Below are 15072 nucleotides of genomic sequence, written 5' to 3' on the forward strand. Positions count from 1 at the left end.
GGAGCGACCGAGAACTACTGGTTCCTGCTCTAGAGCTTCGCGCCGATGAGCTGGTAGATGTCGTCGTGCGCGCCCGGCAGGTCGTCGTGACCGAAGTCCGGGTACGTCCGGACCTCCTTCGCGGACCGGATCTTGTTGTACGCGGCGAACTGCGTCGACGGCGGGCAGGTCTGGTCCTCGAGCCCGACGAACAACGTCACCTCCGCCCGGATCCGCGGCGCCAGGTTCTGCAGGTCGATGTAGCCGAGGGTCGTGAACACCTCCTCCTGCCGGAGATGCCGCGGGTCGCGCTTGCGGAACCAGGTGACGATCTCGTCGTACGGCGGCTTGTCGAGGTTGAGGTCCCACGTCCGCTGGTAGTCGCACAGGAACGGGTACACGCTCGCGGTGTACTTGATCGTCGGCGTCAGCGCGGCCGCGACCAGCGACAGCCCGCCGCCCTGGCTCCAGCCGGTCGTCGCGATCCGGGCCGCGTCGACGTCCGGCAGCCCGCCGATCAGGTCGGCCAGCCGCCGCGTGTCCAGGAAGACGTGCTTGTACAGCAGCCCGTCCGGCCCGTCGTCCAGGCCGTGCACCAGGTGGTTGTGCAACGAGAAGCTGTTCGGCGACTGGGACGGCGTACGGAACCCGACCTGTTCGCGGACGTCGAGCGCCGCGACCGTGAACCCGCGGGCGGCGTACGGCAGCAGGTCGACCCACTTCGGCTGCTCACCGCCGTACCCGTGGAACAGCAGTACGGCGGGACCGGTCGGCTCGGCCGGGCGCACCACCTTCGCGTGCACCCGGTACCCGCCGGTGCCGTTGAAGTACAGGTGCTGCGCCACCGCGGTCGTCAGCGGGAAGTCGTCGGCGTCGACGAACTCGGCCTCCGCCGGCACCTCGTCCAGGGACAGCAGCGCCTTGTCCCAGAACGCGTCGAAGTCCGCGGGCCGCGGGTTCGTGCCCTGGTAGGTCAGCAGTTCGTCGTACGACAGGTCGAAGGAAAGCACCGGATCATTCTGCGCTGCCGGCGTCCTCCGGGGCAGTGCCGTCCCAGATGGTGTACCCGTGCGCGGCGTTCAGCTTGTCGCGCAGCACCGTCTCCAGCGTGCCGACCTGCTTCGGCGGCAGCCAGGACACCGGCAGCAGGATCGGCTGATCGGCGTGCTTGGTGCGCAGCACGATCGCCTCACCGTGCGTGGTCTCGACCCGGCCGACCTCGGTCACGTCGGTCCAGGCCGTCTTGACACCGCGGACGTCGATCTCGCGGTCGCGCAGCTGGGCGACCTTCGGCGGCCGGGCCAGGATCCACAGCCCGGCGAGCGCGATCAGCCCGCCGAGCGTGACGAACACCGACACCGCGACGGACGGCAGGCCGAACGCCCAGAGCACGGCGGCCACCCCGAGAATGATCAACCCGGCGGCCGGGATCCCGAGGAATCGTCCCGCCCGCATCCGGTACGTCGTCCGCATCGCCACAGGATCTCATCCGTCCTCAGAGGCTGCTACCGGCAGCCGGATCAGAACGCGTCGGTCTCGGACGACGGCGCGTTGCCGAGCGGGGACTTGGTCAGCGTGACCGTCCACCCGAACGAGCCGCTGAAGATGTCGTCGAACTTCTGGTACACACAGCTCTCGGTGAACCGGTGGTTCTTCGCGTCCCAGTTCGTCCCGGATTTGAAGTAGACCCAGTAGTCCTGCTTCCGGAGCCCGTTCAGGGTCGCGCTCTTGTTGGCCCGGACGTAGATCGAGGCCTCCGGGCTCCGTGGGCTGCCGGTGGTGACGACGACCACCACGTCGCTGCCCGAGTTCGTGATCGTGAGCCTTCCGGGGCCACGTGAACCCGACCGCTGGAACACGTCGCCGTTCTCGCCGCGACCGCCGATCACGGCCGGAGCGGCGGGCTTCGCCGGTACCGACAGCGCGCCGAACTTCACGCCCTTGCCGATCGACAGCTGCACACTCTGCGCCAGCCCCGCGAACGCGGTCCGGATCCCGGTCTTGGCCTCGTACAGCCGTACGTCGGCCGCCTTCGGCAGCCCGCAGCTCGTCCTCGTGTCCCCGGCCTTGCTCAGCTGCGTGGCCACGTCCCCGGCGTACGCGTCGAAGGCATCGAGTACGGCGGGATGCGCGGTCACCAGGCCGCTCGGCGGCGTGATCTTCGCGAGCTCGTTGCGCTCGATCACGACCGCGGCCGCGAGCTGCTTGCGGCTCGCGTCGAACGCGGCCACCGACTGCGCGTTCATCACCCGCGCGACGGAAGGCTTCAGGACCCGCTCGACGTTCGTCAGCGCGCGCTGGTACATCGGCACCGAGAGCGCGACCGCGGTCGGCGCCGGCTTCGGCGAGGGGGCGGCCGAGGTGGGCGGCGGCGCGCTGCTGCTGGTCGTGGTGGACCCGGGTGAAGACGCGGCTCCGCTGTCCGGCTTACCGCTGCAACCCGCACTCGCGAGGACCGCGATCCCGAGCACGACAACCAACGAACGCCTCACTGTCACCCCCAGGTGTGACCACTTTTTTATTCTGGTCTAATACTTCCCCTGGAGGGGTTCACGGCGGCGGTTCGTCTCAGTTGCCGGTACCGGTCTCGTTCGGGTTGTACGCGCAGGCGTCGCTGAGATTCTGCGCCGTACCCGGGGTGGCCGTGGTCTTGGGCGGCGTCGGCTTCTTCGTGGTGCCGGTGGTCGGCTTCCGGGTCGGCTTCGCGGTCGGCGTGCCCGCGACCGGGTTCAGTGACTTCTGGATGATCTGCTGCATCGCCGCGTAGTCCGGGTTCTTGCCGGTCGGGAAGTTCTTGTCCTTGTTCAGGTCGATGTTGGTGACCTTGGCGCTCTTCACCTTCAGCGCCAGCGAGATGAATGCCGGCAGGATCTCCTGCGGGATGTCGGTGCGCAGCAGCTGCTTACCGGCCTTCGCGATCTCCTGGTAGCTGGTGACCAGCGCCTGCGGGCTCGCGCTGTTCACCAGGGCGTGGATCGTGCAGCGCTGCCGCTCCTGGCGCGACGGGTCGCTCAGCCCGTACCGGCCGCGGGCGAACCACAGCGCGTGGTAGCCGTCGAGATGCTTGTTCGGGCCGGGCTCGATGTAGCCGGACGGCAGGTGATGTCCGTTCGTGCCCGGGCCGGTGCCGTAGTCGCCGCCGATCGGGACCCGGTAGTTGACGTTGACGTTGATCCCGCCGAGCGCGTCGATGATCTGCCGGAAGCCGGCCAGGTTGACCTGCATGTAGTAGCTGATGTCCAGGCCGAGCGCGGCGCTCGCGGCCAGCTTCACGACATCCGCGCCCTCGTTGTCGGTCTGGCCGAGGATCCCCGGGTGTGCCTTCGGGACGTTGTCGTACATCGAGTCGAGGTAGTACTCCGGCTGTTCGACGTTGCCCTTGCTCGGGTCCCAGTAACCGTCCGGGTACACCTTGTGCAGCGGCGAGTTCGCCGGGAACGGCATCCGCATCCAGTTCCGGCTGAGCGAGATCAGCGAGGTGTTACCGGTCTTGGTGTCGATGCTGGCCACGATCACCGTGTCGGTCCGGACGCCGGTCCGGCCGGCGCCGTCGTCGGCGCCGAGGAGCAGCAGGTTCAACCGGGGGACCTTCTCCCACGGGTCCTTCGTGTTGGTCACGTTGGGCCGGGTCGCGCTCTTGGAGTTGCCCTCGGACTGGAACACGCTGCCGATCAGGTCGCGCTGCGCCATCACGGTCTGCGCCGCCACGGTCGTCGGTACGGCGATCGCGAAACACAGCAGGCCGACGAACATCGAGCCCGCGAGCCGGCCGGTGTACGTCATGGTCACCGGGCGGATCAGCTTGTGCGACGCCACCACGACCCAGATCCAGCAGACCCCGAGTATGACGACGGCGCCGGTCGCGATCAGCAGCTGCCGCGGCGACACCGCGAGCGCCAGCACCGAGTCGCGGTGCGTGAGACCGACGTACGCACCGACCAGCAGCAGGCCGATGCTGATCGTGAGCACGAACGCGCCGAGCTTCTTCCGGCCGCCCATCAGCAGGCCGGACCCCGGGACCAGGGCACTGACGAGCGTCAGCCCGATCGCCTTGGATGCCGTCCGGGCACGATGAGAGCGAGCCCGGGATCGGCCGGCACGAGGTGCCGCCCTCCGGCCGGCTGCGCGAGTACTCCGCGACATAGCTCCGTTCCCTGATCGACGACGGCACGATCCATCCGTCGGCCGCCGGAGCGACCCACGGTACTTCAGACGCCCACGGCACCGGTTTGGTTCGCGTGATGCTGTCGACCCCCGTCGATGCCCGCCAGCGTACACATGCACCGGCCGACACACCCAAGCTCCCTGAGTTGCCACTCAGCGTGGCGGACCCTGCCGTCCTCGCCGCCGCGCGGCCGAGAGCCGCCCGGACCCCATTTTGGCAACTGGCGGGTGGAGCCGATAGTCTTGGTCGTCGTCGCGTCCCCGCCGTGGGACCGTCGGAGGAGGCGTCGCCTAGTCCGGTCGATGGCGCCCGCCTGCTAAGCGGGTTGAGGGTAATCCCCTCTCGCGAGTTCAAATCTCGCCGCCTCCGCTCTCGTGACCTGTGCCCGCGGAACGCGCGGGCCGGGTCGCGTCGGGGTGCTTTCTGGGGGTGCGACCCCCAGACCCCGCCCGGAGGGGCTTCGCCCCCCGGACCCCCTTGGGTGGTTCCGGCGCCAGAACCTGCGGCTAGGCATCGCGGGATCGGGCGGCTTCGGCGATTCGTTCCACGGTGCGTGCGGTCATCGGTTCGGGGGAGATGATCGCGTGGTCGATGCCCAGGTTCTGGTATGCCGTGAGTGCTTCGGGGAGGTCTTGTACCGGGATCGCGTTGGGGTTGGGGTCGGCGGCGGGTTGGGACGGGTCGCGGACGACGACGCCGGCGGTGCGGGTGATGGTTTCGCGGTTGGCGTCGGTGAGGGCCTTGTGCAGGGTTTGCAGGCGGTCCTTCAGCTGGTCGGACGGGGCGCCGTACCAGGCGGTGTTCCACGCGTCGGCCCATTGAGTGGTCAGCTTCAGCATGCGGGGGCGGTGGCCGGCTACCAGGAGCGGGATGCGGTGCGGGGGTGCCGGGTCGAGGTTGGCGTCGCGGACCACGTAGTACGTGCCGTCGTACGTGACCGTCTCGCCGCGGAGCAGGCGGGCGACGATCTCCAGCCATTCGGCGAACCGCCCGACCCGGTGGTCGGTGGGCAGCCCGAAGGCCTCGTACTCCGGGTCGTGCCAGCCGGCGCCGACGCCGAGGGTGAGCCGGCCGCCGGACACCTCGTCGAGGGTGGCGGCCATCTTCGCCGTCAGCCCGGGATCGCGGAACGACGCGCAGAGCACCATGTTGCCGAGCTCGACCCGTTCGGTGACGGCCGCGACCGCGCTCAGCAGCGTCCAACTGTCGTGCATCCCGAACACCTGTCCGGCGCCGTCGCGGTACAGGAAATGGTCCGCGATCCAGACCGAGTCCAGCCCGCCCTGTTCGGCTGCCTCGGCGACCGCGCGGACGTCCCGCCACCGCGCCATCCCGCCGTCCGGCCCGTCGCCGGCACCGAGCGGAAGCATCACTCCGACCTTCAGGCCCACGGCCCCACACCACCGATCTTCTCGACGGTGATGTGCGTGATGTACCCGGGCGGCGGCTCGGCGCCGGGGAAGAACTCCGCGTCCGGCCCGATGTAGGTTTTGGCGAGCTCCCGCAGTACCTCGACAGCTCCCCCCTCGGTGATCCGCGCGGTGCCCGTGATCACGAGGTACTCCGCCAGGCCCATCTCGTTGACGACGTCGGTCTCCAGGGTCAGCGCGACCCGGCCGTCGCGGCGGATGTTCTTCACCTTGCGGTTGTTCGGGATGTGCGCGGCGATGATCTCGTCGCCGTCCACCCCGACCCAGATCACCGACACCTGCGGACTGCCGTCCGGGTTGATCGTCACCAGGTGGCCGAGGGCGTTCGATTCGAGCACGGCTCGCGCGCTGTCAGGGATTCGCATGCGGTCAACGTACGTGGATCATGGGGGCCATGAGGAGGCCGTACCCGGATCGGGCGGCCGCCGGGCGTGTGCTCGCCGACGAGCTCGGAGCGGTTGCCGGATCCGTCCTGGTACTCGGGCTGGCGCGCGGCGGTGTACCCGTCGCGGCCCCGGTCGCGGACGCCCTGGACGCGGAACTCGACGTACTGATCGTGCGCAAGCTCGGCCTGCCGGCCCAGCCGGAGTTGGCGATGGGCGCGATCGCCGGTGTCGGCGAGGACCTGCACGTGGTCCGCAACGAGCCGATCGCCTCGAGCGTCGATCCGGAGGCGATGGAAGCGGTACGCCGGTCCGAGGAGCGCGAACTGCGCCGCCGCGAGCGGGAGTACCGCGGAGATCGCCCGCCGATCGACGTACGAGGTCGCGTGGTAGTCCTGGTCGACGACGGCCTCGCGACCGGTACGACGATGCGCGCAGCGGTGCAGGCGGTACGACGGCAACGCCCGGCGCGGGTGATCGTCGCCGTACCGGTAGGAAGTCCGGCCAGTTGCCGGAACCTGTCAGCGGACCAGGTGGTGTGCGCATGGTTCCCGCACTACTTCAGCGCGGTCGGACAGGCGTACCACGACTTCTCCGAAGTCACCGACGACGAGGTACGGCAGGTGCTCGCAGAAAGCACAGCACGACGCCCTGAGAGGTAATTCGGGGCGCCGCACTGCGTCGTCCGGCCGTCGGCTTCCGACTCGACGGCCGGTGCTGGTCAGCCCAGACGGGCCTTGAGATTGTCCAGCTCGACCTTCAGCGAGGCCGGGACGGTGTCACCGAGCTTCGCGAACCACTCCTCGATCAACGGGAGCTCGGCCTTCCACTCGTCGGCGTCGACGGTCAGCGCGATCTCCAGGTCCTGCGGGGTCAGGTCGAGCCCGGTGACGTCCAGTCCGTCCGCCGTCGGCACCCGGCCGATCGGCGTCTCGACCGCGTCCGCCTGGCCCTCGATCCGCTCGATGACCCACTTCAGCACCCGGCTGTTCTCCCCGAAGCCCGGCCAGACGAACTTGCCCGCCTCGTCCTTGCGGAACCAGTTCACGTAGAAGATCTTCGGCAGCTGCGCCGCGTCGTGCTGCTTGCCGACGGTCAGCCAGTGGTCGAAGTACTGCCCCGCGTCGTACCCGAGGAACGGCAGCATCGCCATCGGGTCCCGCCGTACGACGCCCACCTGGCCGACCGCCGCCGCGGTCGTCTCCGAGGACAGCGTCGCGCCCATGAACACCCCGTGCGCCCAGTCCCGCGACTCGGTCACCAGCGGGACGGTCGTCGCCCGGCGGCCGCCGAAGATGATCGCGGAGATCGGCACGCCGTTCGGGTCGTCGTACTCGTCGGCGAGGATCGGGCACTGCGTGATCGGCGTACAGAACCGGCTGTTCGGGTGGCTGGACAGCTCGCCGCTGTCCGGCGTCCACTCGCGGCCCTTCCAGTCGGTCAGGTGGTCCGGCGGGGTCGGCGAGTAGCCCTCCCACCAGACGTCGCCGTCGTCGGTGAGCGCCACGTTCGTGAAGACCGAGTTGCCCTTCTCGATCGTGCGCATCGCGTTCGGGTTGGTCTTCCAGCCGGTGCCGGGGGCGACGCCGAAGAGCCCGAACTCCGGGTTCACGGCGTACAGCCGGCCGTCCTTGCCGAACCGCATCCAGGCGATGTCGTCGCCGAGCGTCTCGACCTCCCAGCCTTCCAGCGTCGGGTCGAGCATCGCCAGGTTGGTCTTGCCGCAGGCGCTCGGGAACGCGGCCGCGACGTAGTGCACCTTCTTCTCCGGCGAGATCAGCTTCAGGATCAGCATGTGCTCGGCGAGCCAGCCCTCGTCGCGGGCCATCGCGCTCGCGATCCGCAGCGAGTAGCACTTCTTGCCGAGCAGCGAGTTGCCGCCGTACCCGGAGCCGTACGACCAGATCGCCCGCTCCTCCGGGAACTGCACGATGTACTTCTCGTCGTTGCACGGCCACGGCACGTCCTGCTGCCCCGGCGTGAGCGGCGCGCCGACGGAGTGCAGACACGGGACGTACTTCGCGTCGTCGCCCATCTTCTGCAGCACCTCGGCACCGGTGCGGCACATGATCCGCATCGACGCGACGACGTACGCCGAGTCGGTGATCTCGACGCCGAACATCGGCTTCTCCGCGGTCAGCGGGCCCATGCAGAACGGGACGACGTACATCGTCCGGCCGCGCATCGCGCCGCGGTACAGCCCGGTCAGCGTCGCCTTCATCTCGGCCGGGTCGACCCAGTTGTTGGTCGGACCCGCGTCCTTCTCGTCGACCGAGCAGATGAACGTGCGCTGCTCGACCCGCGCGACGTCGCTCGGATCGGTGCGGACCCAGAACGAGTTCGGCTTCTTCTCGTCGTTCAGCCGGACCATGGTGCCGGCCGCGATCAGTTCGTCGGTGAGCTTCGCGTACTCCGCGTCCGACCCGTCGACCCAGTGGATCCGGTCCGGCTGGGTGAGGGCGGCGACCTCGGCCACCCAGGCCAGCAGGCCGGCGTGCCGCGTCGGGGCGGCGGTCAGGTCGTACTGCCGGTCGTTCTGCCGGTCGGTCGCCGGGAGGGTGGCGGTGGCGTCGGGGCGGTGGTCGGCTTTGGTACGGGTCGGATTGGCGATCGTCGTCATTCGCGGCTCATTCCCTCTCGGCTGCCGGGTCCGGCGTCGTTCCGGCCTCTCGACGCTGAAAGGCGGGTACGGCGTCGGCCGCCGGGGTCTCCGGCGGTTCGGTGCAGCTGGCTGGCGGTGTGATCTGTCGCATACCAGTCGATCCAGTGGATACATACCAGTGTGCAAGTGGTACTAACGGTACGCGACGCGGTGCGGGTCTGAGAACCCCTAGAACGTGAACCCGGTCACAAGGTTTTCGCGACAATCGCTTTCCGGTGCCGCTTGTGAAAATGAGAACGGCCCGCGCTCTTCGCGCGGGCCGTTCCAGGAGATTTTGTGGTACGTCAGCTGGTCTGTCGCCAGATGTCGTTGACCAGCCGCTGTACGTCGGGTGCCTCGACGGTCTGGCCGTACGCCATCACCCCGACCAGCCACCACTGACCGGCGCTCTGGAACGCACGCGTCATCGTGATCGTGTACGGCGTCGCGGTCGACACGGTCAGCCAGGTCCGCGCGTCCTTCGCGGTCGCCGGCGCGGTCGTCCGGTAGATCTTCGTCCACTGCTCGTCGAACGCCGGCCGATCGGTCAGGCACTTCGCAAGCGTCGCGCACGGGTGCAGCGCGAACTGCACGCGCATCGAGTTCCGCATGCCGGCCGGGTCGTACGCCGACGCGGTCACCACCCGCCGCAGGACCAGCTGCGACGACTCGCCCAGGAAGTCCACCTGCGGCGGCCGCGGCCAGCCGAACGCGAACGGCAGCTCGGCGTTCGCCACCACCTGTACGTCGGCACCGGCCGGGTACGTCGCGCCGAACACGCCGGCCGAGCCGTCCGGGCGCTTGTACGCCGCGGTCGTCGGCCGGTTGATCGGCGGGATCAGCACCCGCGACGGATACGGCTCCGGGCTGACCGCGGCCGCCTCGGGCGCGGCGGCCGGCTTGTCCTTCACGGCGCTGCCGATCGCCGTACCGACCGAGTACGCGATCGTGAACACGATCAGCACCACGACGGCGACCACGGCGTACGCCCAGGGCCCGATCTTGCGCCGGTACTGGCGGGCGATCTCGATCCGGGACGGCTCCGCCGGTGGCTGCTCCGTCGGTGGCTGCTCCGGCGCCGGGCGGTCGACGTACGACGGGATGCTCTGTTGTGGTTGTGCTTGCTGTGGGAGGACCGGCGCGGTCCCGCCGTACCGGCTGAGCTGTTCGCGGACCGCGCGCAGCGACTCCTCGTCGTTCCCGGCGATCCCGTCCAGCGGGTCGATCAGCCGCTCGGCGCCGGTCTGGCCGGGGATCAGCTGGGTGATCGCGTACGGACGGTCGGCGTTGAAGCTCGCCGCCCAGAGCGGAGCCTCCTGCTGCCCGGGTACCAGCGCGGCGTCCCGGCTCGCGCTCGCCAGCCGGTCGACGACGGTCTGGTTCCGGGCGCCGGCCTCGCTCAGCACGAGCGCGACGATCTCCATCCCGGTGAACGTCCGCCCGTGCCACAGCTCCGCCAACGGGTGCTGCAGGATCCGCTGGTCGAACTGGTAGCCGGGGATCTCCGGCGTGCTGTTGTTCACTTGCTCTCCCAGATGGCGCGATCCGCGAGCGCCAGCGCCGCCTGCTGCGCGGTGTCCCCGTCGATCGGGTTGGCCGTGTACTCCACCAGTACGACGATGTCCGCGTGCTGGACGAGCGCGTGCACGTTCCACGACTCGCCCGCCAGACCGCTCTCGGTCCGGCCGACCTTCGTCGAGTACGGGCGGTCCTTGTCGTACGACTTCAACGGCGAACGGGTGAACGTCCGCTTCGCCACCTGCTCCGGCGTGAACGGCTGATTCCCCGCGCCGGCATCCTGGCCGCCGTACGGCGTGATCGTCACCCTCACGCTCGCCGACGTGTACGCCCGCACCTTCGCCCGCGACGTACCCGCCTGACAGGTGATCACCGACGTACCGCCCTGGGTCATCGTCACCGCCCCGGCCGATGCCTTGGGCAACAGGCTCCGTACGTCGCCGATCTTCGCGCAGAGGTCCTTCCCGAGCGTCCGCGGCGGCGCGATGTCCGCCTGCGTCACCGGCTCCCCGACCGCGAACCCGACCCCACCCCCGACGAGCGCGGCCACACCACACCCGATCGCCGTACCCCGCACCAGCCGACTAGCCATGCCCGCGACCTTAGCCACGCCGAGGTCCTCCCTAACCCGTCGAACACCCCGCGTTAGACGAACGTCACCCAACTCCCGTTCCCCCTCCGCCGGCCGGCCTCCGAGCCCGATTGGCAAACATCCACCCCCTCCATGTATCGTTACTCGACGTTGTCCAGCGCTCGTAGCTCAACGGATAGAGCATCTGACTACGGATCAGAAGGTTGGGGGTTCGAATCCCTCCGAGCGCGCAAACCGAAAGCCCAGGATCAGCCCGCTGACCTGGGCTTTCTTGTGTCTTGAGTCGGTGGGGAGTGGGTGCCTGCCGCAGTGCTTGGTCTCTCGGGCTTCCGGTGTGTGAGCAGGCCGTTGCCGATCATCGTTGGTCGTTGAGGAATGTGGGGATGTCGGTTGGGGTCGGGTAGTTGGGTTGGGGTGCCGGTTGGCCCTGGAGGAAGGCGTTGACGGTGGCGTAGGCGCGTTCGTTGTTGTCGTCGAGGCCGTTCCACATGTGGTGACCGACGCCGGGCATGTATTGGGTTCGTTCGATCGCGGGGTCGTCGGCCAGGATCGTGGTGGCCCATTGGCGAGTCTGCGATGAGCATTCGGCGATCATCAGCATCGCAGGGACGGTGGATTGCCTCAGTTGTGCGGCGATCGACGGTGAATCCTTGATCGTTTGCTGGATTCGCAGGCTGGGGCCGGGGCTGAAGGAGAAGTTCCCGGCCGTGTCCTCGACGGGAATACGCGAGGCGTCCTTCGCGCAGTAGGCCGAGGCGGTGTCGGTGCCCAGGTCGGCGGCGGTGAAGGCGTTGGCGCCCTCGGCCTGCCCGACCAAGCCGGTGTCGGGTGAGAGCAGTCCGAGTTGCATGAGGCCGAACGCGACGCCGTACCTGGGGACATGGGTGGCGTGTGGTCCGGTCATGGCCGGTGCGAGCCGGCCCGCGTTCGGCCGTCCTTTCTGTCCGGCGATCGCGGCTGTTGGGCCGTCGATCGGGCCGGGCTCGGCGATGATTGCTTTGTGTACGCGGGCGGCGATGCCCGGTTCGGCCAAAGCTCTGGTGAGAATCACCGCCCCCGCGGAGAACCCGAGGATGTCGACGCGGCCCTTGTCCAGATGGTCGACGAACGCCGCGAGGTCGCGGACCGACCTGGTGATGCTGTACTGGTCCATCGGTAGCAGGCCGCTCCGGCCGCCGCCAGGTTGCTCGTAGGCGTACACGTCGTACCCGTGCCGTGAGAGCAGTTGCAGAAAACGATGCTCGAGCACCGAGATACCTCGGACTGGTCCACCGTGGAGGTACACGAGAGGCGTTGCGCGGCGCGCGCTGCCCGGGGAGGGCGGGTAGTGATAGACGGCGACTCGGCTCCCCGTGGCGAGGCTCCAGTTCTGTGTCGCCACGAACGGCAGCGCCACCGGGTAGCGCCGGTCGGTCGGAACACTCGGGATGCAGACCGACACGGTCAGCGCCGCCGCGGCGACCACGGGCACGAACGGCACGAGTTTGCGTGGTCCGGTACGGCGGCGAGCTCGCCATAACGCCCACGCAGCCCCCGCGCCGAGGGTCGTGAGCCACGCCGCGAGCCCGGAGCCGGCGCCGTCGGTCAGCACGACGAGCGCCAGGAACAGGACGACCAGTCCCACGACGACGGCGATGGCCAGTCCGAGACGGCCAGTGGAGCGAATGACGGATTTCAGCACGGCGAACCCCCTGCTCGAGTTTCCAAACTAAGTTTTGAAACAACGTTAGCACGCGGCTAGACTGCTCGGCATGGGTCGACCGAGGACGAACGACGAGACCGTGCGCGAGCGGCTGCTCGAGTCGGCCACCGAGTTGTTCGCGACCCGTCCACTCGAGTCGATCACCGTCCGCGCCCTGGCCGGTGGCGCCGGCTCCGCTACCGCGGCCGTCTACTCGCTGTTCGGCAGCAAGGAAGCGCTGATCGCCGAGGTGCGCAACAGAGCGGTCGCGGGCCTGTTCCGCGAGCTGGCGGCGGTGCCGACCTCCGAGGACCCGGTCGCCGATCTCTATGCCCTCGCTGTCGCGTACCGGCGTTGGGGGCGCGAACACGCGAACCTCTACATGGCGTTGTTCGGCGGAGTACAGACATTCGACCCGTCAGGGACGATCGGGACCAACGACCCCGTTCGCCCCCTGCTCCACGCCATCGACCGTGCCCTGACGGCTTCCATGCTCACCGGCGACGCGACAGCCATCGCGCTCTCGCTCTGGGTAACCCTGCACGGACTCGTGACCCTCGAGCTGGCAGGAGCCCTCGACACCGCGACCACCGACGCCACGTTCCGATCAGCCATCCCGGCAACCCTCCGCGGCTGGACGCCCTCAGAGACCGACCCAGCTGCGCACAGCTAGCCCCGGCCCTCGAACCGATCCCCTGCCAGGCAGGCCAAAGAAGGAGTCGACGAACGATGCAAGATTCCGGCGAAGCGGTGGGGTTCCGATGGAACGCGGTGTGCATCGATTGTGCGCCCGCCGAGTACGACGCTGAGGTCGCCTTCTATCGCGACCTGCTCGGGGCGGAGGTCGCCGAGCACGAGCCACGGTGGGCCGCCCTGCAAGACCCCCGAAGCGGAATGTGGCTCAACATCCAGGCCAACGACTGGTACGTGCGTCCCGTATGGCCGGAGGAGGTCCCCGCGCAGACGAAGATGATGCACTTCGAGATCCGCGTGAACGATGTCCAAGCCGCGGTCACCCGTGCAGCGTCATTCGGCGCCCGCGAGGCCCCTCAACAGCCATCAGACCGAGACCCGCACAAATTAAGGGTAATGCTGGACCCCGCGGGCCATCCTTTCTGCCTCTGGACCTGACCCGGGTCATCGAGTGGTACGGCGCCCCCGATGGGGGTCTGAGATCTCGGCGATTGCAGTCAGGTAGCTGAGGGGGATTTTGGATCGGGTTTGGAGTTCGGTGGGGTCGGCGTGGGGGATTAGGCGTAGCCAGGAGATGAGGCGGTGGGGGTTGAGGAGGGGCTTCGTTGCTTTGAGGTCTTGGCGGAGTACAGCGGGGTCCGCGGCGAGGTGATTGCGCCAGATGGTCAGGTAGGTGGTGACCAGTTCGGTGTGGTGTTCGGGGGAGAGCGGGGCGCGGGTCCATTCGGTGACCGAGTCGAGGAAGCCGTGCAGGGTGACGAACGGGTGGGCCCAGAGGGTGTTGCCGAAGTCGAAGAAGCGCGGACGGAGTACGCCGGTCGAGCGGTCGGCGAAGATGTTCGCGGGGTAGACGTCGTTCAGCTCCACGTCCATTGGTACGAGGTCGCTGATCGATGCGGTACTCCGATCCAACGCATCGGCCGCATCCTCGACCCGCTCGAATAGGTCCCGCTCGATCCGCAGGGGATGTGCCGCCGGTAGCGCCGCCCATTCCCGGGCGACCGCGCGTACCCGGTCGCCGGCGGTGGTGGGCGCGAGTTCGACCACCCCGGGATGCGCGTGGAGGCGCCCGAGGAGCGCGCACTGCAACCGGGCGAGAGCGCGGACCACGGTACGTCGGGTCGCCTGATCCGCGACGTCCTCGTGCGTGAGCGTCGTGCCCTGGTCATCGGTGAGCAGCCAGCCCCGTTCACGGTCCACGGCGATCGGTACGGCGACGTACTCCGGCGCGACCTCCGCCATCGCCGCCACCAGCCCGGCCTCGAACCGATGCCCCGGATTGTTCTCCTTGAACCACACGAGCCCCTCGCCCGTCGGATAACACCGCACAACCGACCAGAACCGCGCCCGATAGGTCACCGCCTCACCCACAACCCGCCGCCCGCCCTCAGCCAGCCGGCGCCCGACCCACGCGTCCACCTCCCGCTCCCACCCCACCGACCGCCAACGCCGTACCCACTGCCCACCAGCATCCGGCCCCAACGGCCGCGCCCCCGGCACACCCCGCAACATCCCGCGACCCTATTGCGCGCGAGTTCGGATCAGCTACGTTCGCGGGGCGTCGGCCGATCCCGCCGTACGGCTGGAGCTTGATCGATCGGTACTTCGGGACGCGCAGTGGACCGGTGATTCGCCAGCAGACGTTCGGCTCGGACTGTCAACAGGTGCAGCTCGCGGTCGGGGTCGCTCCCGTCGAGGATGATTTCGAGGGCGTCCGGGTCTGTGTAGTGGCGACGGATCAGCTGCCCGAGTTCAGCCGCCGACGCGTTCTCCAGCTGTAGACGCTTGGCGAGAAGGACGATGTCCGTGGCGTCCTTGCGTCGTTGGGCGACCAGCTTCGTGGCCAGCAGGTGAATTCGTTGCGGGGGTCGCTCATGCGGTCACCAGGTCGCGGGCCGGGACGAAGATGTTGAGCTGCGCGAGGTAGTCGGGAGTCTGGGCGATGATCTCGTCCGGTTCCAGGAACGGATGCTCGGGGATCCAGGGCTCC

Annotated in this window: 15 protein-coding genes and 2 tRNA genes; 6 read left to right on the plus strand and 11 right to left on the minus strand. The window is 68.8% G+C overall.

Annotated elements, in window-relative coordinates; genetic code table 11:
- Positions 1-29: 29 nt before the first annotated feature.
- The 4 genes from VFF46_RS39430 to VFF46_RS39445 form a co-directional block, all read right to left on the minus strand.
- A complete protein-coding gene (locus VFF46_RS39430; protein ID WP_325042392.1) occupies positions 30-989 on the minus strand; it encodes an acetylxylan esterase in 960 nt (319 codons plus the stop codon).
- Positions 990-993: 4 nt separating this feature from the next.
- Positions 994-1452, minus strand: a complete 459-nt coding sequence (locus tag VFF46_RS39435; RefSeq protein WP_325042393.1) for a hypothetical protein — start codon at positions 1450-1452, stop codon at positions 994-996.
- Positions 1453-1499: 47 nt separating this feature from the next.
- Complete coding sequence (locus VFF46_RS39440; RefSeq protein ID WP_325042394.1) at positions 1500-2471, minus strand: hypothetical protein; 972 nt, start codon at positions 2469-2471, stop codon at positions 1500-1502.
- A gap of 76 nt (positions 2472-2547) precedes the next feature.
- Complete coding sequence (locus tag VFF46_RS39445; protein ID WP_325042395.1) at positions 2548-4122, minus strand: LCP family protein; 1575 nt, start codon at positions 4120-4122, stop codon at positions 2548-2550.
- Between the two features lie 301 nt (positions 4123-4423).
- On the opposite strand from VFF46_RS39445, the gene VFF46_RS39450 reads away from it, so the two are divergent.
- Positions 4424-4513, plus strand: a tRNA-Ser gene (locus VFF46_RS39450).
- A 137-nt stretch (positions 4514-4650) separates the two neighbouring features.
- Here VFF46_RS39450 and VFF46_RS39455 read toward each other — a convergent pair.
- Entirely contained in the window at positions 4651-5514 is an 864-nt protein-coding gene (locus tag VFF46_RS39455) for an LLM class flavin-dependent oxidoreductase (protein ID WP_325042396.1), read from the minus strand.
- A gap of 11 nt (positions 5515-5525) precedes the next feature.
- Complete coding sequence (locus tag VFF46_RS39460; protein ID WP_325042397.1) at positions 5526-5939, minus strand: PPOX class F420-dependent oxidoreductase; 414 nt, start codon at positions 5937-5939, stop codon at positions 5526-5528.
- Positions 5940-5968: 29 nt separating this feature from the next.
- Here VFF46_RS39460 and VFF46_RS39465 point away from each other — a divergent pair, with 29 nt between their 5' ends.
- Positions 5969-6619, plus strand: a complete 651-nt coding sequence (locus VFF46_RS39465) for a phosphoribosyltransferase (RefSeq protein WP_325042398.1) — start codon at positions 5969-5971, stop codon at positions 6617-6619.
- A gap of 59 nt (positions 6620-6678) precedes the next feature.
- Here VFF46_RS39465 and VFF46_RS39470 read toward each other — a convergent pair whose 3' ends face one another.
- The 3 genes from VFF46_RS39470 to VFF46_RS39480 form a co-directional block, all read right to left on the minus strand.
- Positions 6679-8577 (minus strand): phosphoenolpyruvate carboxykinase (GTP), encoded by a 1899-nt coding sequence (locus VFF46_RS39470; protein ID WP_325042399.1) that lies wholly within the window; start codon positions 8575-8577, stop codon positions 6679-6681.
- A 326-nt stretch (positions 8578-8903) separates the two neighbouring features.
- Positions 8904-10121, minus strand: coding sequence for a hypothetical protein (locus tag VFF46_RS39475; RefSeq protein ID WP_325042400.1), 1218 nt, complete (start codon positions 10119-10121; stop codon positions 8904-8906).
- Positions 10118-10708 (minus strand): hypothetical protein, encoded by a 591-nt coding sequence (locus VFF46_RS39480; RefSeq protein WP_325042401.1) that lies wholly within the window; start codon positions 10706-10708, stop codon positions 10118-10120. The genes VFF46_RS39475 and VFF46_RS39480 overlap by 4 nt, the downstream gene beginning before the upstream one ends.
- Before the next feature lie 157 nt (positions 10709-10865).
- Between VFF46_RS39480 and VFF46_RS39485 the strand changes: the two genes are divergently transcribed.
- Positions 10866-10938: transfer RNA gene (locus VFF46_RS39485), tRNA-Arg, on the plus strand.
- A 125-nt stretch (positions 10939-11063) separates the two neighbouring features.
- On the opposite strand, the gene VFF46_RS39490 is transcribed toward VFF46_RS39485, so the two are convergent.
- Positions 11064-12389, minus strand: a complete 1326-nt coding sequence (locus VFF46_RS39490) for an alpha/beta hydrolase (RefSeq protein WP_325042402.1) — start codon at positions 12387-12389, stop codon at positions 11064-11066.
- A gap of 70 nt (positions 12390-12459) precedes the next feature.
- Between VFF46_RS39490 and VFF46_RS39495 the strand changes: the two genes are divergently transcribed.
- Both VFF46_RS39495 and VFF46_RS39500 read left to right on the plus strand, forming a co-directional pair.
- Positions 12460-13062, plus strand: a complete 603-nt coding sequence (locus VFF46_RS39495; protein WP_325042403.1) for a TetR-like C-terminal domain-containing protein — start codon at positions 12460-12462, stop codon at positions 13060-13062.
- Positions 13063-13118: 56 nt separating this feature from the next.
- Positions 13119-13520, plus strand: a complete 402-nt coding sequence (locus VFF46_RS39500; RefSeq protein ID WP_325042404.1) for a VOC family protein — start codon at positions 13119-13121, stop codon at positions 13518-13520.
- 6 nt (positions 13521-13526) lie between these two features.
- Here the strand turns inward: VFF46_RS39500 and VFF46_RS39505 are convergent, their stop codons facing one another.
- Complete coding sequence (locus VFF46_RS39505; protein ID WP_325042405.1) at positions 13527-14594, minus strand: hypothetical protein; 1068 nt, start codon at positions 14592-14594, stop codon at positions 13527-13529.
- A 77-nt stretch (positions 14595-14671) separates the two neighbouring features.
- Between VFF46_RS39505 and VFF46_RS39510 the strand changes: the two genes are divergently transcribed.
- On the plus strand, positions 14672-14863 hold the full coding sequence (locus VFF46_RS39510; protein WP_325042406.1) for a hypothetical protein: 192 nt from the start codon (positions 14672-14674) through the stop codon (positions 14861-14863).
- The last annotated feature ends 209 nt before the right edge of the window (positions 14864-15072 follow it).

It is taken from the genome of Kribbella sp. (assembly GCF_035655035.1).
Taxonomy (GTDB): Bacteria; Actinomycetota; Actinomycetes; order Propionibacteriales; family Kribbellaceae; genus Kribbella.